Genomic DNA, 18,184 nt, shown 5'->3' with positions numbered 1-18,184 from the left:
CTGATGTCAATATTTAGGATGAATAACCTGGATTTTGTTTCAGTGCCGGATCGGCGAGAATCTGACTATATGGGATGGGCAACAACAACCGGAATGATTCGCCTATTCCCAATACCTGCTGTGCTCTACCTGTCCGAACCAAATCAAACCATCGATGTGCCTCAAAAGCGAATTCAAGACGGCGTTCGTTCTCAATCCATAGCAAGAGATTACTTTTACTGGTTGTGAATAAATTATCTGGAAGCAAAGCTCGTTTTCTAACTTTATTGAGATCCGCCAAGGCCAGATTATATTCGTTTAATTCAGCATAGGCTTCAGCTCGAATAAGATAGAGTTCAGCAATTCGGATGACATAAGTCGGATCGGCACCTGAACTTCTGTAATATAAATCACCGTACCAACGATTTTGGTTATCCTTAGCTATTAATACACTCCGCGCGCCCGCTGTACTCGTATTTGTCAATAAGGCAATCAGCGGGTCACTAGGAGCCCATTGTCTTGTACCTCCATTCGTTTGCGGTTGCCATTGAGCCCTGTGCGGATTTGGTTCGTTGATACTGTAAAATAGTTCGAATACCGATTCTCTGGTTCCGGTAACGTCATTTTTAAAAAAGGCATAATAAGGAGCTATTAATTCATAATCGGATTGGTCATCGATCAATAATTTTGCGTAATCTCTCGCTTTCTCCCAATTCTTCTGATAGAGATAGTATCGGGCCTTTAAAGCCCATACGGTTTTTTTTGTAAAAGCAAATCGATCTGTTGTGCTTGTTAAAAGGCCTTCGGCCAAGTTGAGGTCATCAAGAATTTGCTGATACGTCTGTTCAACTGTACTACGTGCGATACCGATATTATCGCCTACTTTCGCTGTCGGTTCCTTAATTAATGGAACTCCACCCCAGACACGCACCAAATCAAAATAGGCCAATCCCCGGATGGCATATGCTTGTCCCAACACCTTATCCTTGACGGCTGTCGGTATTCCATCGCCTTCATAACTCGCAATTGCGCGAATGACGTTATTCGCACGATTTATCGTTGTGTAAATCCCATTCCAGGTAGATGCTATTGTTCCATTCTCTGGATTGACTTTATGGTTGATAAACTCCTGTATTTGTGACTGTGACCCTGTCCATTGAACATTATCACCCGATAAATAAGCAATAGATTGATAATTTACACTGTAGTAACTTCTCAATGCATCATACACCCCACTAATAGCTGCATTGGCGGATGTTTCGTCTTTGATGATGCCATCTCCCGATATAGACGACTTGGGGTCAACCTCTAAGAACGAAGAACAGTTTGTAAATAAGAGGAGGTAAAATATGTAAATAAATTTTGTTCTCATGACGCTTATAAAGTTAAATTAACACCTAGCTGGAAACTTCTGGGCTGAGGCGGGGTTCCCAAATCAATTCCTTGTTGATTTGCTGCGCTGTTTGCTGCCGATTCGGGGTCAAGCCCCGTGTATTTCGTAATCGTGAATAAATTGGTTGCCTGCACATAGATTCTCAACTTTGAAAATGGCGATTTTCCTAAGCTCTTCGAGGTGAAATTGTACCCTAAACTTAATGTTCTGAATCTCAGATAAGAGCCGTCTTCGAGCCATCTACCACCACCATCTTTGTAATTATTATTATTGACTCCATCAGAACGCGGAACATCGGTGATATCCCCAGGCTCTTGCCACCGGTCGAGATTAGATTTAAAAATGACCCGCGCAGCATCTCTAGCACCGCCGGCTTCTCCGAAGAATCTATTGTGATTATATATTTTGTTGCCTATTGAGAATGTAAAGAATGTACTCAGATCAAAATTTTTATAGGAAAAATCATTACTTAATCCCCCGAAATAATCTGGCCAGATGCTACCCAAAATCTGCCTGTCTCCAGTTGTTATACGTCCGTCTCCGTCCACATCTTCGTACACGGCATTTCCTGTTTGCGGATCGACATACAATTGATTGTATAACCAAAAAGAATACATTGGATATCCTTCCTTGAATTGAATAAGGTCTCTACTACCATAATTTTGAGGTGTCGCTAATTTCTCGATCTTGTTTATATTTCGGGCAATATTAAAGGAGGTGCTCCAAGAAAAGACATCACTTCTAAGATTTAACGAGCTAATGCTCAACTCAAAACCTTTATTACTGATCTCTACAGCATTATTCGTAAAATTGCCAAAACCTGTGGTTCCAGGTAACACTTCCGTCAATAATCCGTCTTTTGTATATTTGTAATAGTAGTTTAGTGCTGCAGTTAATCTATTGTTCAGTAAAGCCGCATCCAAACCGATATTAAATTGAGATGTAGTCTCCCAGCTAAGCTGCTGGTTGGCCAATTGTTCAGGAAAAACTCCAGCAACTCCTCGGTACGACGACCCTACACCTGACCACAATTGCCTTGAAGCAAAGGAATTGATGCCATTTTGATTTCCTGTGAGACCATAACTGGTTTTTAGCTTAAGGTCATCCAAGAAAGCAACATCTTGTAAAAAGCTTTCTTTACTTAAGCGCCAAGCAGCACCGATTGCCGGAAAATAACCCCATTGATATCCTTTATTAAACTTTGAAGACCCATCTGCGCGTAAGGAAAGATCCAATAAATATTTGTCATCAAAGGCATAATCTACCCTTCCGAAAAAGGATGCCAGCTTGTATTGGTCCCAGTCTTGGTTACCTGTTGTTGTAGCAGCGGTATTGATTAGTTTAAAGTCATTTGTTGCAAAGCCCCGACCTTCTGCTGAGGTGAGCGAAAAATAACTACCCTGTAACGTATTTCCCAACAATGCGCCAATGGTATGGCGGGAGCCTAATTTTTTCCGGTATGTCAATGTTTGTTCATTGATCCAGGTTGTTGCTTGTGAAATTGCAGAAGTGGCCAATCCATTTACACCACTTCCAGCGATTAGCAATTTATTCCAGTACTCGTGTTCATTGTAATTGTTATAATCCACACTAAATGTCGAACGAAACTTCAATGCTGGTGTGATCTGATACTCACCATAAACATTTCCGATGTAGCGCAAACTTGTTGATCCCACATCATAATTCTCTAATAACAGCGTTAGATTGTCAAATCCGGCTCTACCGACCAGAACACCTTGGTCATTGTAGGGTGATAGATAGGTCGGCGTATGCAAAGCTGCCTGTAAAATACCTCCTTGAGGCCCATCCCCTGCACGACCTTGGTTACGTCCCGTCCTAGAAATACCATTACTCGATCCTATTTTAAGTTTATTGTTTATCTTCTGGTCTATGTTAAAACGAAAGTTAGCTCGATCAAAAGATATTGGTTTTAAGATGGATTCTTGTTTGTTATACCCGGCGCTCAAATAGTAAGCTGTATTGTCGCTTCCTCCATAGACAGATAGATCTGCATTATATACACCAGCGGTCCGAAAAGCTTCCGAAAGCCTATCGTACGTCTGTTGTTCAGAAGGTAATCCTCTCCCGCCGTCTGCAACAGGCCTAAATGGTTCAGCTTGACCAATATTTCTAAAATACTCATTTACGAGTTCGGCGTGTTCGGGGCCTGAGGTTAATTCCCACAGTTTGGCGGCTTTTGCGCTTCCTGCGTAAAGGTTGATGTCAATCTTTGCCGATTGTGCGTTTTTTCCTCGTTTGGTTGTAATTAAAATAACACCGTTAGCACCCCGTGATCCATACAGAGCAGTTGCTTCAGCGTCTTTCAGTACTTCAACATATTCGATGTCCGAAGGGCTCAGATCTGCAATGGGAGATGTGGCCTTGCCTCCTGTATTGATTGTTTGGAGGCTCTCTGAATTTAGAAATACACCATCGATGACGTACAAAGGATTATTGTCTGCATTGATAGAGGTTGCGCCCCGCAGACGGACGTGCAATGCATCTCCTGGTATTCCTGAACTGGCCGCAACCTGCATGCCAGCCACCTTCCCTTGGAGCTGTGCATCAAAACTGCCTGTGGGGATGTCTTTTACAGCTTGTTGAGATACCCGATCCACGGCACCAATAAGATTTTTTTTCGCTATAGTTGTATACCCAACAACAACGACTTCATCCAAACTTTCAATGGCTCTATTTAGTTCAATTATTGCCGGAGACGTTTCAATGACAAGGTTTTGAGTTGTATAACCAACCGAAGTAACGATTATCTTAAACGGCAATTTTTGTCCTGTTACAAAGGAGAATTTCCCTTTTCGGTCTGTTTTCACGCTATGAGTTACTGCTTCCAGCTGAACGGTGGCACCTTCTATGGGCTCTTTTGTCGCGGCATCAATTACCGTTCCCGAAAGAGAAGCATTGATAATCGGTTTTGTTTCTTGAGCCCACACTGCTGCGATAGAGGCCCAGATAAAAAAAATAGAAAGCGAGTACGAAAATACTCTACGATATTTCATAGTTTTGGGTGTTTGATAGTGAATACTGCAAGTGCCAACGCCAATTGAACTTGTTATTTGCTTATTAAATCAAGGGGAGGTTATTTACTTCCCTTTGTCAGTTTAGGTACACATTCGGTGGGGAATACAATAGTGATTAACAAAATCAAATATTGCACGAAGAGAAGAAAATCGGGTTTGATGTAAATTTTTCATACGTTTTATTAATGGTTTAGATTCTATCGTTGCCAACGCCAATTGAAACGAACGATGCTAATATAAAAATATTTTTTACAAAGACTACTATTTTAATAGACTTTATTTAAATAACTGAAGATTATATAGTTCTACAACATATTGCAAGACACAAAGATTCGACACATATAGACTGCATTAAAATCAAAAAGAAAGGCTGTACTCAATGACAGCCTTCTCTTTCTAACCGAATATAAGCCAACCCAGGTAAGGATTCACGCATATTGGAAAACTATTTGGAAAAAATTTCCGCCAATTTTTTATCCAATTCTTCACCACGTAAATATTTCGCAATGATTTTACCATTAGGGTCTACCAAGAAATTCATGGGAATAGCCTTGACATCATACATGACTCCAGCTTCATTTTCCCAACCTTTGAGATCCCCGACCTGCTTCCAAGAGAGGCCATCATCCTCAATTGCTTTCAACCATTTCGCCTTATCGGCGGCCTTATCCATGGATACTCCTAGAATTTCAAATCCTTGTTTTTGGTATTTAGCATAGGATTTAACCAAATTTGGGTTTTCACGTCGACATGGTGCACACCAGGATGCCCAAAAATCAATCAGCACGTACTTGCCACGGTAATCGGATAATTTCACAGGCTTACCATTAACATCGGGCTGTGTAAAATCCTGGGCTTCTACCCCCTCGCTTGTTTTTTTGACCAAGGCTATTCGTTTGGCCAAGTCCTTTCCTAGGATCGAATTCTGCAGACTAGGATCTAGCGTAGCAAATATCTTTTCGGCTTTGAGCGCATCAAACTCAGGGGGCAAAGTAGAATTAAAAGCCATTAAAGCCATATAGCTTTTAGGATTTTTAGCCACATAGTCCAATTTTGCATCGATGGTCTGTTGCTGTATCGCATTCGCGCGATCCTCCAATGTCTTGATATATTTAGGATCTTGCTGATCTGCGAGCGACTTAGCTTTATATTCGTTATTTAAAACCTCATATTGATCGTATATCGGTTTCAACATCGTATTTACCCGTTCATTTTCTGTATTTAAAGGGGATCCAGAGATTTTTGCATGTTTAATTGAATCTGCCGCTACAAATTTGATCGTCGCTGATTCAATAAAAAAAGGAAGAATGTCTTGTTTCGGTGGTTTAGCAGGGTCAAAAGGAGCATTATCGTGAATAATACGTAAATGCGCTTCCATCGGGGAAGGGATGCTTCCCTTAAATTCAAATTTTCCGTTTTTCATATCTACGGAATCAATGCGTTCTTTTCCGTCATAATTAAGACGCAGATATGCTTTCGCAGGTTTGTCTAACTTGCCCACTGCTCCTTGCAGTGTATAATTTTGTTGTGCATATCCTAATACTGGCAATACGCAAGCTAATGCTAGCGCCCATTTCATATTTTTCATAATTATTTAGTTTTTCTCGTTCAAAAATCTATTTCACTAATTTCGTCAGACTGTTTTTAGCAGGCTGTCCGACCGTTCCTGTCTGTAATAATTGTTTGTAAAGTTTTTCATCCCGTAGTACAGACAATGCTTCTTTAAAACTTTGGTTGGATTCGTTCCGGACCCGGGCCATGTAATCACCGCCAGTATATAATAATGAACCTACTTGTGCTTTAAATTCAACATCAATAGTAGCATGCGCGTCAAGCTGTTGTGGAGGTGGAATTGCTACAGCAATTTTGTTTGCGGCAGTGATCAGTTGCTGGTGTACTTCTTTTGGAACTTTAAACCTTATGTTGAATGCTTCGAAGTCTGGATACGCTTTGAGCAGAGCCTCACGATTTTGTTGGACAAACTCAAATCCACCTTTGGCAACAAGCCCACTGTTCATCAGTTGTGTCATCCACGTACTATATTCATTGGTATCTATGGGAACAAAACGATCTGGCATAATTCCACCACCACCAAAAACAATCCTTTTATTTCCAAGTGTCGTGTATTTTAAAGAGTCCGGAAATGAAATATGTCCTTCTTCCAATAATTCTTTTGATTCCATTCGACGGTTAAAATCCTGGAAATAATCATCCTTCCCTTTATTGTAGGGCTTTTGAATAGAACGTCCTGATGGGGTATAGTAACGCGCACCTGTAAGCTGCATTTCTGAGCCATCCGATAGGGCTACCGGTTTTTGCATCAGTCCTTTTCCGAAACTACGGCGGCCGATGATCACAGCACGATCCCAATCTTGAAGCGCGCCAGTGACAATTTCACTGGATGAAGCAGTAGCTTCGTCAATAAGGACCGCAAGATGTCCTTCGTAGAACTGGCCAAATCCGCCCGTAAAGTAATAGTCTTTTCCTCCTTCGTTGGGCACTGAGTAAAAGACAATTTTCTCCTTAGGCAAAAACTCATCGGCAACACCAATTGCAGATTCGACATAGCCTCCACCATTGCTCTGCAAATCAAGGATCAGCTTTTTCATTCCTTGTTCTTTCAGATTTTTTAGAGCAGCATCAATCTCCTGACGTGTAGTTCTATTAAAAACTGAAAGCGCAATGTAACCGATCTCCTGATCTACCATATAACTTTCTCGAACCGATCTCTCCAATATATTTTCGCGAACAATACTAATATTCTTGCTTTCCTTGCTTCCCGGAGACGCAATTGTAAGGAGTACTGGCACGTCTTTTTCACCGCGCAATTTTTCCATAATCTCCTTATTGCCCCATTTTTGCTCAAGAATGCTTTCTCCGTCTATCCCTTGGATCTGATCACCGACACGTATTCCTGCACGCATGGCAGGTCCATCAGGATTGACTTTGGTGACAAAAGTCTGCTCTTTTGTTTTTAGAAACTGAATGCCTATCCCAGCAAAGCTTCCACTCATGGCGACACGCATCTGTTCAGCCTCTTCACGACTTGTATAGCGGGAATGTGGATCTAAATCCGATATCATCGCTTTGATAGCCGCATCCACCAGATGTTCTTCGTTGACCTGATCGACATAATTCTGCTGAATAAGCTTCAGTGCTTCCTCAAATTTATACTTTGGATTCATTTGAGCCTGTAAGGACAATCCCAGACCAAACATGCCGACGAGTAAGGTCGTTGCTTTCCTATTCATATTATCTAATATTTTAATAGTCTATTTTTCGTTTTTAAGTATTTCGATAGCCAGGGAAAGTTCGTCCATCAATTTGCTGGGGCTTCCTGAGTAACCTCCCGAGCAATAACGCACCCGACCATTTTTCACAATGATTTTTCGCGGAATAGATGAATCGCCGAATAGAGGTACCAATTGTTTGAACACCAAATCCTGCTCATTCGTCTTTGGATTGACGGAATCATGCAACAAATTGAATCGAAAACCTTCTCCACGAACATAGTTCACTGATTTATCTTTATAATTTCCGGTCTGCATGGTACCTAACATATAGATGGCAACATGTTTATCCTGCGCATACTTGTCGACCAAGAGCTGCATCCCAGGAAAAGCCATAATACATGGGCGGCACCAGGTAGCCCAAAAATCCACAACAACAATTTTATCTTTCCAATCTTCTGGTGTAATAAACAGTCCTTCGGCAGTTTCCAATCGAAAATCTGGCATAGGATGATTGACCCAATTGTGATCCACATAGGCCTGTATTGCAGCTTTTTCCTCCTTGGATTTTAATCCCGCCAAGTAAGTTTGATAAGCAGCCTCATCACCATCATGTCCTTTTAAATAAATTGCTTTGAGCTTATCAAACATACGTGGTGTCATTGCATTGTATCTTGCACTCATCTCGAGTAAGGGTAAGATTTGTTTGTCATCGCCTAAACCGTCCAGCACCTGAAGATTAATTTCATTGAGTTCGGCATTATTGTATTTACCATCTTCGGAAAGCAGCAAGAAATATTTTCTGGCTTCTTGATACTTTTTGAGATCATTTAATAAAGAAATATGGGTAAAAAGACGGTCATCCAAATTTTTAACGACATTGGAATCTGCCTGTGTCTGCCGATCAAAATCTTCCTGATAGGAGTTGTCTCCTTTACGCGCGATCAATTTGGGCAGAATTGCTTCTGATACTTGATAAAGGCTATCTTTACCAACCATTTTAAACATATATGCACGCATGATATTCCAGCGCATCAATTCGTTTCCTGTACGGAAATCGATATCGTCATACAGTTTCGCAAACTTGTCAAGTTGTTTGGAGTCGAAGTAAGCCGATCCCAGTCCACGGTATACTGCATAATAGATAAACCCCTGACCGTTGGGATGCTGACGCCATTGCTGAACAGGAAAACGTTGTAAAAAATTCTCATACGAAGCAATTACCTCCGCTTTGTTTGGACTGCTTCCCATGGTATTGCTGTAAGCGATAAACCGGGCCGTCGCACCAGTTGGAAAGTCGGTGTTTACACGCTGCTCGATCAATTGGGTCAAGGCTCTATCCTGAAGCCGCACGCTCGCAAAACTATAGAGTTGGTTAAGGTTTTGATCAGAGATATCCTTTTGTTTAAGTTCATCGTTTATCAACTTCTTGGCGTATGCCGGAAACGCGCCCTCCAAAGCCAATTTTTGTAAGTTCATAAAAGGCTGAAAATACCGCAGGTAACGATTTCCCGACAAAGCAAATTCTTTTTCAGCTAATCCTTTCAGATAGGCAGCTGGCAACGCAGGGGGCTGACTACTATAATATGAAAAGATTCCACCACCAGCTATTGTAGGTACCTGAAAAGCAGCTTCTCCCAAATATGCCCCCTCTACGGAATTTCCTTTTCCATCGACTAGAGCAATAGCATAGCCACGATCCTGATTGTTGTCAATTGCATCCGGGTGATCAGCTTCTCCCTGGTAGAATTTTACTGCTATAAAAGCCGTCGTCGGTTTAACCGGTACCGCTACTGTCCATAGCCCTGTCGCATTTTTCTGCATGGAAAGGCTTATCTGCTTCCAGTCAAAATCTTCAAACAAAAAGAATGTCGCATGTATTGCATCACTAAATTCAAGATCCTTGTCTTTGGCGCTGTAGACCACCTGAACAGGCGCTGTCGTTTGGGGTTTTGCCGGTTTGAAAACGCTGCTGTCAAATCGAGGCTGCGCATATAACACAGCCTGGACAAACAACAGTACTAAAAAGATCATCTGTTTTTTCATCTTATATAAATTATCTGGGGTTTTGGCCAATTTCAGGATTAAGAGTCAACACTTCCTGGTTAATGGGGTATATCAAACGTGGGCTTGAAGCCGTCAAGGTATAAGTCTGTCCATTTAACGTACGGCTAACAGGTTTAAAATAATTACCATCCAACGTAAGGCGGCGCATGTCGTACCAACGTAGATCCGTTCCAACAAATTCGCGACGACGCTCGTCGACGACCGACTGTAGTAAGTCACCACTGATATCTGTCGGTGAAAGTGCGATGTATTTACTGGCTGCAAAACGCTTCTTGCGCAATAGATTTAGCAATTCGACTACTTTGGCTACATTATTTTGACGAGCGTATACCTCTGCCCGATTTAGAATTATTTCAGGGCTATTCAAACCTACATAAGAGTTGTAATAATAAGGGTTATTAAATAAAGGTTTGATGTATACCGATCCTTTGTAGGTATTGACATCGGTACCAATGAATAATTTCAGCCGAAGATCATCAGCTTTGTACAGTGCGATAAGTTCAGGATTTATCGGACCGCGTATAAATCCTGAGCTTAACTTTGACAAGAGTACTTCCTTATCATCAATCAACCGAGGATAGGAGCCTGAAACGTAGTCCTCCAGATTATACACTGTAGGATCTAAAGCTAAGGCCAAGTCGGCATATCTACCTGCTTCTTCAAAATTACGCATTGTCAAGTATACTCTTGATAACAAGGCATAAGCGGCGATTTTGGAAGGATGGTAATTAAAAGTCGGATAATTAGGTAGATTTTCCGTAGCCAAACTTAAATCTGTGATCATCTGTTCATAAATCCGAGCTAGCGACACACGACTTAGGTTTTCAAAAAGATCTGCTTTCAGCAATAATGGTAATCCGGGTTGGCTTTCGGCCTTTGTGGGGTCATATACTTGGGCATACTGATTGGCTAAAGAAAAATAGGCAAACGCGCGATGAACACGAGCTTCAGCAGCTACAGCAAGCTTTTGTGACGTTGTGCCATTTTGGCTTTCCATCACCCCGTCAAGAATTTCATTGGCAATGTAAATCTGTTTATACAGATTATTCCAGGCTACATCTTGCTGATTGTCTACATAGAAATAGTCATTCCAGATATAAGCTCTTTGGTAATTCTCGCCCCAGGCCAATGAAGCTGTAGTTGGGACTTCCGCAGCGATATTATCACTTGTGATAAGTGGCAGTATATACGAACTTTCAAAGTTACCCTTATTGTTGAGAAGATAACGAAAATCGTCGGTTGTCTTCAGGGTACGTTTATCATACTGATCTACTTCTACAAATTTCCGACATGAAGCTGCCAATAATACGCTCGAGGATAGTAGGCTATAGAGGATAATATTTTTGATTTTCATGATTTCAGGTTTAAAAAGATAGGTTTAGACTCATAAAATACGTTGGTGAGGGCGGAAGATTTGAATAACTATTCAATGTCCGATAACTTGGATCAATTCCATCTTTATTTTTTCGCCAAAGTAAGCCCAGATTGCGAACACTCGCATTTACGTTTACAGATTTAAACGGTGTATGTTCCAAGGTTTTGAATGGAAAACTATAACCTAGATCAATCTGTTGCAAGCGAACATTACTACCACTGATTACCAACGCATCCGAATTGGCATAACGGGACAAACTATTGTATTGGTATCCTTGCTTACTCAACCCTGGTACGTTTGTGAAAGCCTCATCTCCAGGTTGACGCCATCTCTTTGCTAAATCAGACTGAAGACCGATGACTCCAGAATAGGGAGCATAATCTGGATAGTTTTGTACGGAAAGTCGTCTAAATACATGTCTCAATTCGTAGGTTATACGAACTCCCAAGGTGAAATTACGATAGGAGAATGTATTGAATAGTCCACCAAAATAGGGCGGTGTGGTACGCCCCACTTTCACAAGGTCTTCGGGTGAAATAGCTGTAGCAGGTGCATCAGCATTGACAATTTCTCCATTTTGTTTGTATACCTGCGAACGTCCTTGATTATCTAATCCTGCCCATCGGTAGGCATAGACATAATCTATTGAATTTCCGACAATCGGAATAGTTCCATTGATATAGTCAAGCACCCGAGTCGGATTGCTGAAACGCGAATCTGTGACTTTATTGGTATTATAACCAAAATTGAATAATGTATTCCATTTCACCTTAGATTGCAACCAAACAGCCCTTAAGCCTAAATCAACACCTTGCCCGGACATTGTCGAGCTATTAAATTTCAGACGCGTCCAGCCATAGGTTGGGTTGAACGGAAAATCATAAATAATATCAGAAGATTTCTTCGTATAATAATCTACGTTAAACTGTAGTCTGTTTTGCCAGATGCCGTAATCTACGCCAATATTTAGTGTATGGACTTTTTCCCAGCTAATCTGACTATTAGCAGGAGATACAATTTCTGCCGTTACTTCATTTGTAATGTTATCATTACTTGTATTGATAACAACTACCCTATTTGCACCTGTTGGCAAAATACCGTTGACTCCGTAGGTCATACGAATCCCCAAAGCATCTACCCATGTCGATGCCTTTAAGAAGTTTTCTTTTTTAACATCCCATTTTCCACCTACAGACCAAAGTGGCTTACCGCGCTCACTCTTAGAAGCACCAACTAGCGTAAAATCATCAAATCGAATGCTTCCAGAAAGTACATATTTACCGTTAAAGGCCGAAAAAGCGCCATTGGAATAGTAAGATAACGCTCGGTTTCTATTCTTTGCAATAGCAGCATTGGAACTGAAATAATTATCCCAACCATAAATCGTCGAGTAACTTCCTCTTGGATTTATAACGGCAAATGAATAGGTATCAGCGTTGAATCCTAAATAGTTATCTCCGGATGACCGGTAATTATTCTGTTTCCATTCGGCACCGGCGAGAAAATTCAAATTATGCTCCATAGACCTGCCAAAAGCTTTGTTGATATTCAGCTGCGAACGGAAAACGTACTGGGAGCCATTATAATTTTGAATGCCCAATCGACCTCCCATCGGATAGCCATATACATAATTTCCATTAGCATTGAACGTAGTACCGATATTGATCTGATTTCTCTGGCTATAACTATTTACCCCGTCAACATTTTCCGTGTTGTTCAGCTGCCGCTGCCATTGCCCCATTACCGAGAGATCTGCCCAACTGGTCAGTTTGGTATTGATATCCATATGCATCCGCAACCCATGATTTTGATTATTATAATTTGCAGCAGTAAGCTCTTCTATTGGATTATAAGCCCAATCCATATAACCTTTGTTCTCAAAATCCTGCGAGACCTCAGGTCTAAATTGAATATAGCGTCGTATGTTATTTCCGTTCTCATCTTTCAACAGATCATAAGGGAGAAGGCCGCCTGAACTAATATTTGATGATAGAGCGTTGATTACGGCCGAATTACCAATGGAATTCCCATAATTATACGTAATACCGGTAGCTAACTTAACGCGGTCGTTGAAAAGCATATTGGTAAGATTAGCCGTTGTATTGAAGCTTTCTGCTTTATTTGCGCGAAACACGGGGACATCTTTTGTATAATTGGTGGAGACAAAGTAGGTGCTCTTATTGGCTCCTCCCGAGATCGAAAGATTATACTGTTGGGAAGTCGCTTTCTGCAATAGATAGTCTTTGATTTGATTACGATTATCAGTAGATGCAAGTCTTGAGAGTGCTGCATCGCGTTCCTGCTCAGTTGCTGTCCCCCGTATTGAACGAAAAATCCATTCGAGTGATTCAGAGTGAGGTTTGTTACTATTAAATGCGTCCCAGCTATTTTTTTCGATATTGTCTGCTATAAAGCCTTCCTCGACCAATTGTTTTTCAAGGTCAATATATTGCGACGAAGACATCCTGTCCATTTTATTAAGATCAGCCGGAGAAGCGATACTTAAGGAAGTACCAAAATTGATTGATGTTGGGGTAACTCTTCCTTTTTTAGTTTCAATAACGATTACCCCATTTGCAGCTTTGGCTCCCCAGATTGATGATGCCGCAGCATCCTTCAATACAGTTATGCTTTCGATATCGTTCGGATTTATTCGGCTTAATACCGCACCACCAGAGCTCTGTGTATTGCCCTTATTCGTAAGCGAAAATTGGGCATCAACTGTTTCTGCCATCGGGAATCCATCGACTACGATCAATGGTTCTTTTGGAGTTCCCCCGGTACCAAAACTATTTATACCGCGTATCTGTATGTTATTTGTCCGTGGATCTACATACATCCCCGGTACGAGGCCCTGTATTCGTTCAAGAATATTGATTGCTGGTGTTTCCTGTAATTGTTTGGCCGTCACGTTTCCAAATGAACCGGTAGCTGTCTCTTTGGGGATTTTAGTGTACCCCATAGACACCACTTCAACATCATCCAACACATTGACGACCTGTTCCATCGTCACATTAATTTGATTGCTAGCACCAATTACACGGCGTTGAGGCTCCATACCCATGTAAGAAAAAATAATGGCATCAGCAGGTTCTGTAAGACGTAGTGTATAACTTCCATCGCTACTTGATGTCACCCCCGAACGCACGGCATGTCCATCAGATATGACCGTAGCCCCAACCAAGGGTGTACCTTTACTATCTTTCACAAATCCAGAGATAGTTTTCCAATACAGGTCATTACCATCTTTACTTACCTTATCTCTATTGTCACGAATAATGGTAAAATAATTATTTTGAACGTAGAGAAAGAGATAATTGTTTGGATAGAGAAGTTCTTTCAATACAGTCTCCACCGGAATTCTCTTATTTTTCGGGATCAGATCACTGTTGACAAAAGAATCCCGGATTAGTCCCTCTTCATAAGAAAATTTGGTTCCGTAAATGCGAGTTACCTCGCTAAGAGCCTGCCCGAGACTAGCTCTTTTTTGTGCAAAGCTACCTGTGGTACTCATCAGGCAGACAATAGGCACAAGAAGTTTAGTTTTCATAAATTTTGATTGATTACTAGTTGTTTTTAGTTAGGTTTTATTACAATCTGTTTGTTTTTCACTTCAATGTTTACATTCATCGTATGTTTGATAACAAAGAGAATGTCATCAATCTTTTTTACGGGTATGACACCAGTAAACCGCTTATTGAGCAATGCTGGATCTTCAACTACGACTTGGTAGCCATAGTTATCTTCCAACACGCTTACTATATTGGCTAAGTTGCTGTGTTCAATGCTCAATTCGCCGCGAGTCCAGGATAGCACTTTGTTGGCATCATTATAAACAATCTCATTAGTTTTTAAATTTTCGTCGTAGATGAACATCTCCCCTGGTGCCAGTACACGATCCTCTCCATTTTGCCCCTGAACGCGTACGCTCCCTTCAAACAAGGCCACTTCGATGCGTCCACGGCGATCCTTCACATTGAACTTTGTCCCCAACACCGTCAATGAAAGTTTACCCACATGCACCACAAAGAGATCGTTTTCGCGCAGGCGATTTTTAATTGCAGTATGTTTTACCTCAAACATACCTTCCCCTTCAAACCAGACTTCCCGCGGTTTATCGGTCTTCCAACTGCGTACATAGGAAATACGGGAATTACTATTTAATTTAATAATAGAAGAATCTGGCAATGCTAATTCACGTTGTTCACCAAATGCGGTATTAGACGCTTTTGTACCAAATTGGCTAATTTCATAACTCAATATTCCAAAAAGCAGCAGTGCCGCAGCTGAAGCTGCCCATCGAAGCATTGTTCTAATAATCGATTTTTGCCCCTGTTTCCTTTCATAAACTGGAATCTGGTTTTGAATGTTCGTCCAACGCTGATGACTATTTAAGCTGCTTTGAACAGGTTTCTGTGCTTTAATTAACAGTATCCACGTTCTTGCAACCTCCATTTCGGCAGTCAAATTTGGGTAATGATTGCCCAGTTCCTGCCAAAAATCCTGTTGTGCAGCTTCATTCTGAAACATAGCCTGCGCAAAGTCTTCATCCGAAAAAAAGTCCGTCGCCGTATAATCTTTATATTTTGCTAACCTAGAATTCATACTGTTTTATATAGGTTACACCCTTCACAAAAATTTTACCCCAATAAATTTTATTTTTTTTTAAAATAGCAATGCCAGTCAAATCAACCCAAAAGGTGCAAACGCCATTCAGAACAATTTAATACTGGTTATTTTATATATTGTGGAAAAACTTACAGTAAGATGTAAGATTTATTGATATCGTAGCTGGTTGAGCAAATAGAGCAGTACCAAAAGACTAAACCCGCTAAAGTGTTTTTTCAAACTGTCCAGCGCGCGGTAATATAGTTTATAGGTGTCTTTGGTCGAAAGCCCCATTATTTCGGCTATATCTGTATAGGGCAATTCTTCAAAAAAACGTAGATGAATAATTTCGCGCTGACGAGCGGTCATCTGTTGCAGTGCTTGATCGAGTCTATCCCGAATCTTCATAGCACGTTCCTGACGGATTATAGTAAGATCATGTGGAAGCTCAATGGTAAATGGCAAATAATCAACGGAAGAATTGGTCACTTCTGTCCGCCGAAGTGATTGCTCGATTTTCTTTACCAACGTACGACGGAAAGCCTTATATAGGTAGTTTTTGACCGCAACATCTGTACTTAAGTTCTCTCTGTTGCACCATAATTTAACAAATAACTCTTGAATACTATCCTCGATAATCACCTCATCTTGTGTAAACTTAAACCCATAATTGAACAACAGTTGGTTGTATCGTTCAAAAAGTATTTTGAACGATGGTTCATGCCCAACTTGAAACATTTGCCAAATCTGTTGATCGGAGTTCATTGATTAATGCGCGACTTCTTGCTTTTCAGTTTAAGTAGATAAAATTTACATTCAAATCTAGTAATTTTTTTCTATCAACATACGATTCAATATTTCTACTTCTGAAAAGCGAATATTCGCCTTCCTCTAGCCAAGCTGAAGATTTCAGGACCGTTGACCATCCAGATTCGAAAACCGCTGACTAGTTAATCCGGACAATTTTGACCATTTGAATTTTACTTACTTTTATATTTTTATTTAAAGTGGTCTATTCGCCTCGGAATCGCATGGTCTCAATGCCCGAAATCTCCAGTTTTATCCAGTGGCCAACTAATCAACAATAAATTTATATACTATCGGATTCGAGATTTGGTTATGTTTGACAAGAAAACTATTCCCAACCATATTGACCAAATCGATAGTATTGTCATGACGGAGATCTTAACTATATGCCCAGGGATAATTAATGTATTCCAGCATGGAACGACTACATTGGAAAAAGTGACGTAAAATGCCGCTACTATTAAGATTAGAGTTAATAAAAATAAAAAAAAAATATCAATTTTGATTTAGAATTCATATTATAGCTGGTATTTCTTAAATATATACAAATGTTAAGAAAATTTTGGAAGAACCGGAATCTACTTACATTTATTTTCACTTAAGTAGTCAGTAGTCCCGAAGGTGTTATTTTTTAGGCAGGATAAGCTTGATCTACTCCTATTTTGCCTTTTCGAATATCCTGTTTACTTAGGGAATGGAAGTAGTTTGAAATGTTGGCATCGGCTTGAATTTTAAGTCCAGATCACCGACACGCAAAAATATTACTCCCCGCATCTTTTGATCTTGATTGTTAAAGACTTTGATTGCGATAGGTCATAGGCGACTGCCCTAGATGTAACTTAAAGAATTTACTGAAAGTACCATAATCTGAAAAATTTAGTTCCTGCATTACATCTTTCACGGACATACTTGATACATTCATCAAAATAACTGCTTCAGAAATAGCAATTTCTTCTAATATGGCTTTGGGGCCGAGTCCTGTAACATCTTTGACGATACGAGTTAGATGCTTTCTAGAGATAAATAACCTATCTGCGTAATATTGTACAGAGCGATTTGTTTTAAAATGCAATGAAGCTAAATTCAAAAAATCCATTACCATTCGATTTTTACGCTCAAATCCGGCACTAGAGCGAGCCAGATTACCGTTAATTTTTGAACTGATTTCATAAAACAGAAGCATCAGTGTCATTTTAATAATTTCCGAACGGAACATAGCTTCCGAATCCATTGTATTCTGTCGTTCCAAATTCATAAAATATTCAAAAATACGGCTTGAATCCCTGGTATCAAGCCGTAAAATTGTATCGTTTTCCCGACCAATCTTTTCCATAGAATATGCTTTGTAAACGGGTAAACCTACCTTTTGAAAGAGATCAAATTCTGTAAAAAGTGTGTGCATCTCAATGTCATCCGAACAATCGATTACTTGCATAACCACCATAGGTGACAAAAAGAAAAGTGTATTTGCTTCAAGGGTATATTCGACAAAGTTGAGGGATACTTTTACACGACCATTTTTCACTAAACACATCCCCAAATGGTCAAAACGTACTGGCGTCTGACGTAAATAATTTACGACCTCAGCTTTCGTCGACTTAGAGACTAGAAGTCCCGAATAATAGCAATTACCTAGGATCTTCTCATTTAAATAGTCTTTAAAAGTGAGTTTTGCTATCTTATTTACCAT

Annotated in this window: 10 protein-coding genes; all 10 read right to left on the bottom strand. The window is 40.3% G+C overall.

Annotation, left to right across the window (positions count from 1 at the left end; all coding sequences use genetic code 11):
• Window positions 1-13 precede the first annotated feature (13 nt).
• The 10 genes from HS960_RS00630 to HS960_RS00585 all read right to left on the bottom strand — a co-directional run bounded on the left by HS960_RS00630 (window position 14) and on the right by HS960_RS00585 (window position 18,184).
• On the bottom strand, window positions 14-1,351 hold the full coding sequence (locus tag HS960_RS00630; RefSeq protein ID WP_182330996.1) for a RagB/SusD family nutrient uptake outer membrane protein: 1,338 nt from the start codon (window positions 1,349-1,351) through the stop codon (window positions 14-16).
• A 5-nt stretch (window positions 1,352-1,356) separates the two neighbouring features.
• Window positions 1,357-4,386 (bottom strand): SusC/RagA family TonB-linked outer membrane protein, encoded by a 3,030-nt coding sequence (locus HS960_RS00625; RefSeq protein WP_182330995.1) that lies wholly within the window; start codon window positions 4,384-4,386, stop codon window positions 1,357-1,359.
• A 466-nt stretch (window positions 4,387-4,852) separates the two neighbouring features.
• Entirely contained in the window at window positions 4,853-5,995 is a 1,143-nt protein-coding gene (locus HS960_RS00620; RefSeq protein WP_182330994.1) for a TlpA disulfide reductase family protein, read from the bottom strand.
• A 28-nt stretch (window positions 5,996-6,023) separates the two neighbouring features.
• Window positions 6,024-7,658: a S41 family peptidase gene (locus HS960_RS00615; RefSeq protein ID WP_182330993.1), complete on the bottom strand. Its 1,635-nt coding sequence runs from the start codon at window positions 7,656-7,658 to the stop codon at window positions 6,024-6,026.
• Between the two features lie 21 nt (window positions 7,659-7,679).
• Window positions 7,680-9,683, bottom strand: coding sequence for a TlpA family protein disulfide reductase (locus tag HS960_RS00610; RefSeq protein ID WP_182330992.1), 2,004 nt, complete (start codon window positions 9,681-9,683; stop codon window positions 7,680-7,682).
• Between the two features lie 10 nt (window positions 9,684-9,693).
• Entirely contained in the window at window positions 9,694-11,058 is a 1,365-nt protein-coding gene (locus tag HS960_RS00605) for a RagB/SusD family nutrient uptake outer membrane protein (RefSeq protein WP_182330991.1), read from the bottom strand.
• Between the two features lie 10 nt (window positions 11,059-11,068).
• Window positions 11,069-14,629, bottom strand: a complete 3,561-nt coding sequence (locus HS960_RS00600) for a SusC/RagA family TonB-linked outer membrane protein (RefSeq protein WP_182330990.1) — start codon at window positions 14,627-14,629, stop codon at window positions 11,069-11,071.
• A gap of 26 nt (window positions 14,630-14,655) precedes the next feature.
• Window positions 14,656-15,684 carry a FecR family protein gene (locus HS960_RS00595; protein ID WP_182330989.1) on the bottom strand — a complete coding sequence of 343 codons (1,029 nt, stop codon included), beginning with the start codon at window positions 15,682-15,684 and terminating at the stop codon, window positions 14,656-14,658.
• Between the two features lie 171 nt (window positions 15,685-15,855).
• Window positions 15,856-16,452 (bottom strand): RNA polymerase sigma factor, encoded by a 597-nt coding sequence (locus HS960_RS00590; RefSeq protein ID WP_182330988.1) that lies wholly within the window; start codon window positions 16,450-16,452, stop codon window positions 15,856-15,858.
• Between the two features lie 832 nt (window positions 16,453-17,284).
• Window positions 17,285-18,184, bottom strand: coding sequence for a helix-turn-helix domain-containing protein (locus tag HS960_RS00585; RefSeq protein WP_182330987.1), 900 nt, complete (start codon window positions 18,182-18,184; stop codon window positions 17,285-17,287).

Source organism: Sphingobacterium paramultivorum (genome assembly GCF_014109745.1).
Taxonomy (GTDB): Bacteria; Bacteroidota; Bacteroidia; order Sphingobacteriales; family Sphingobacteriaceae; genus Sphingobacterium; species Sphingobacterium paramultivorum.
This window is presented reverse-complemented; position numbering and strand designations above follow the sequence as displayed.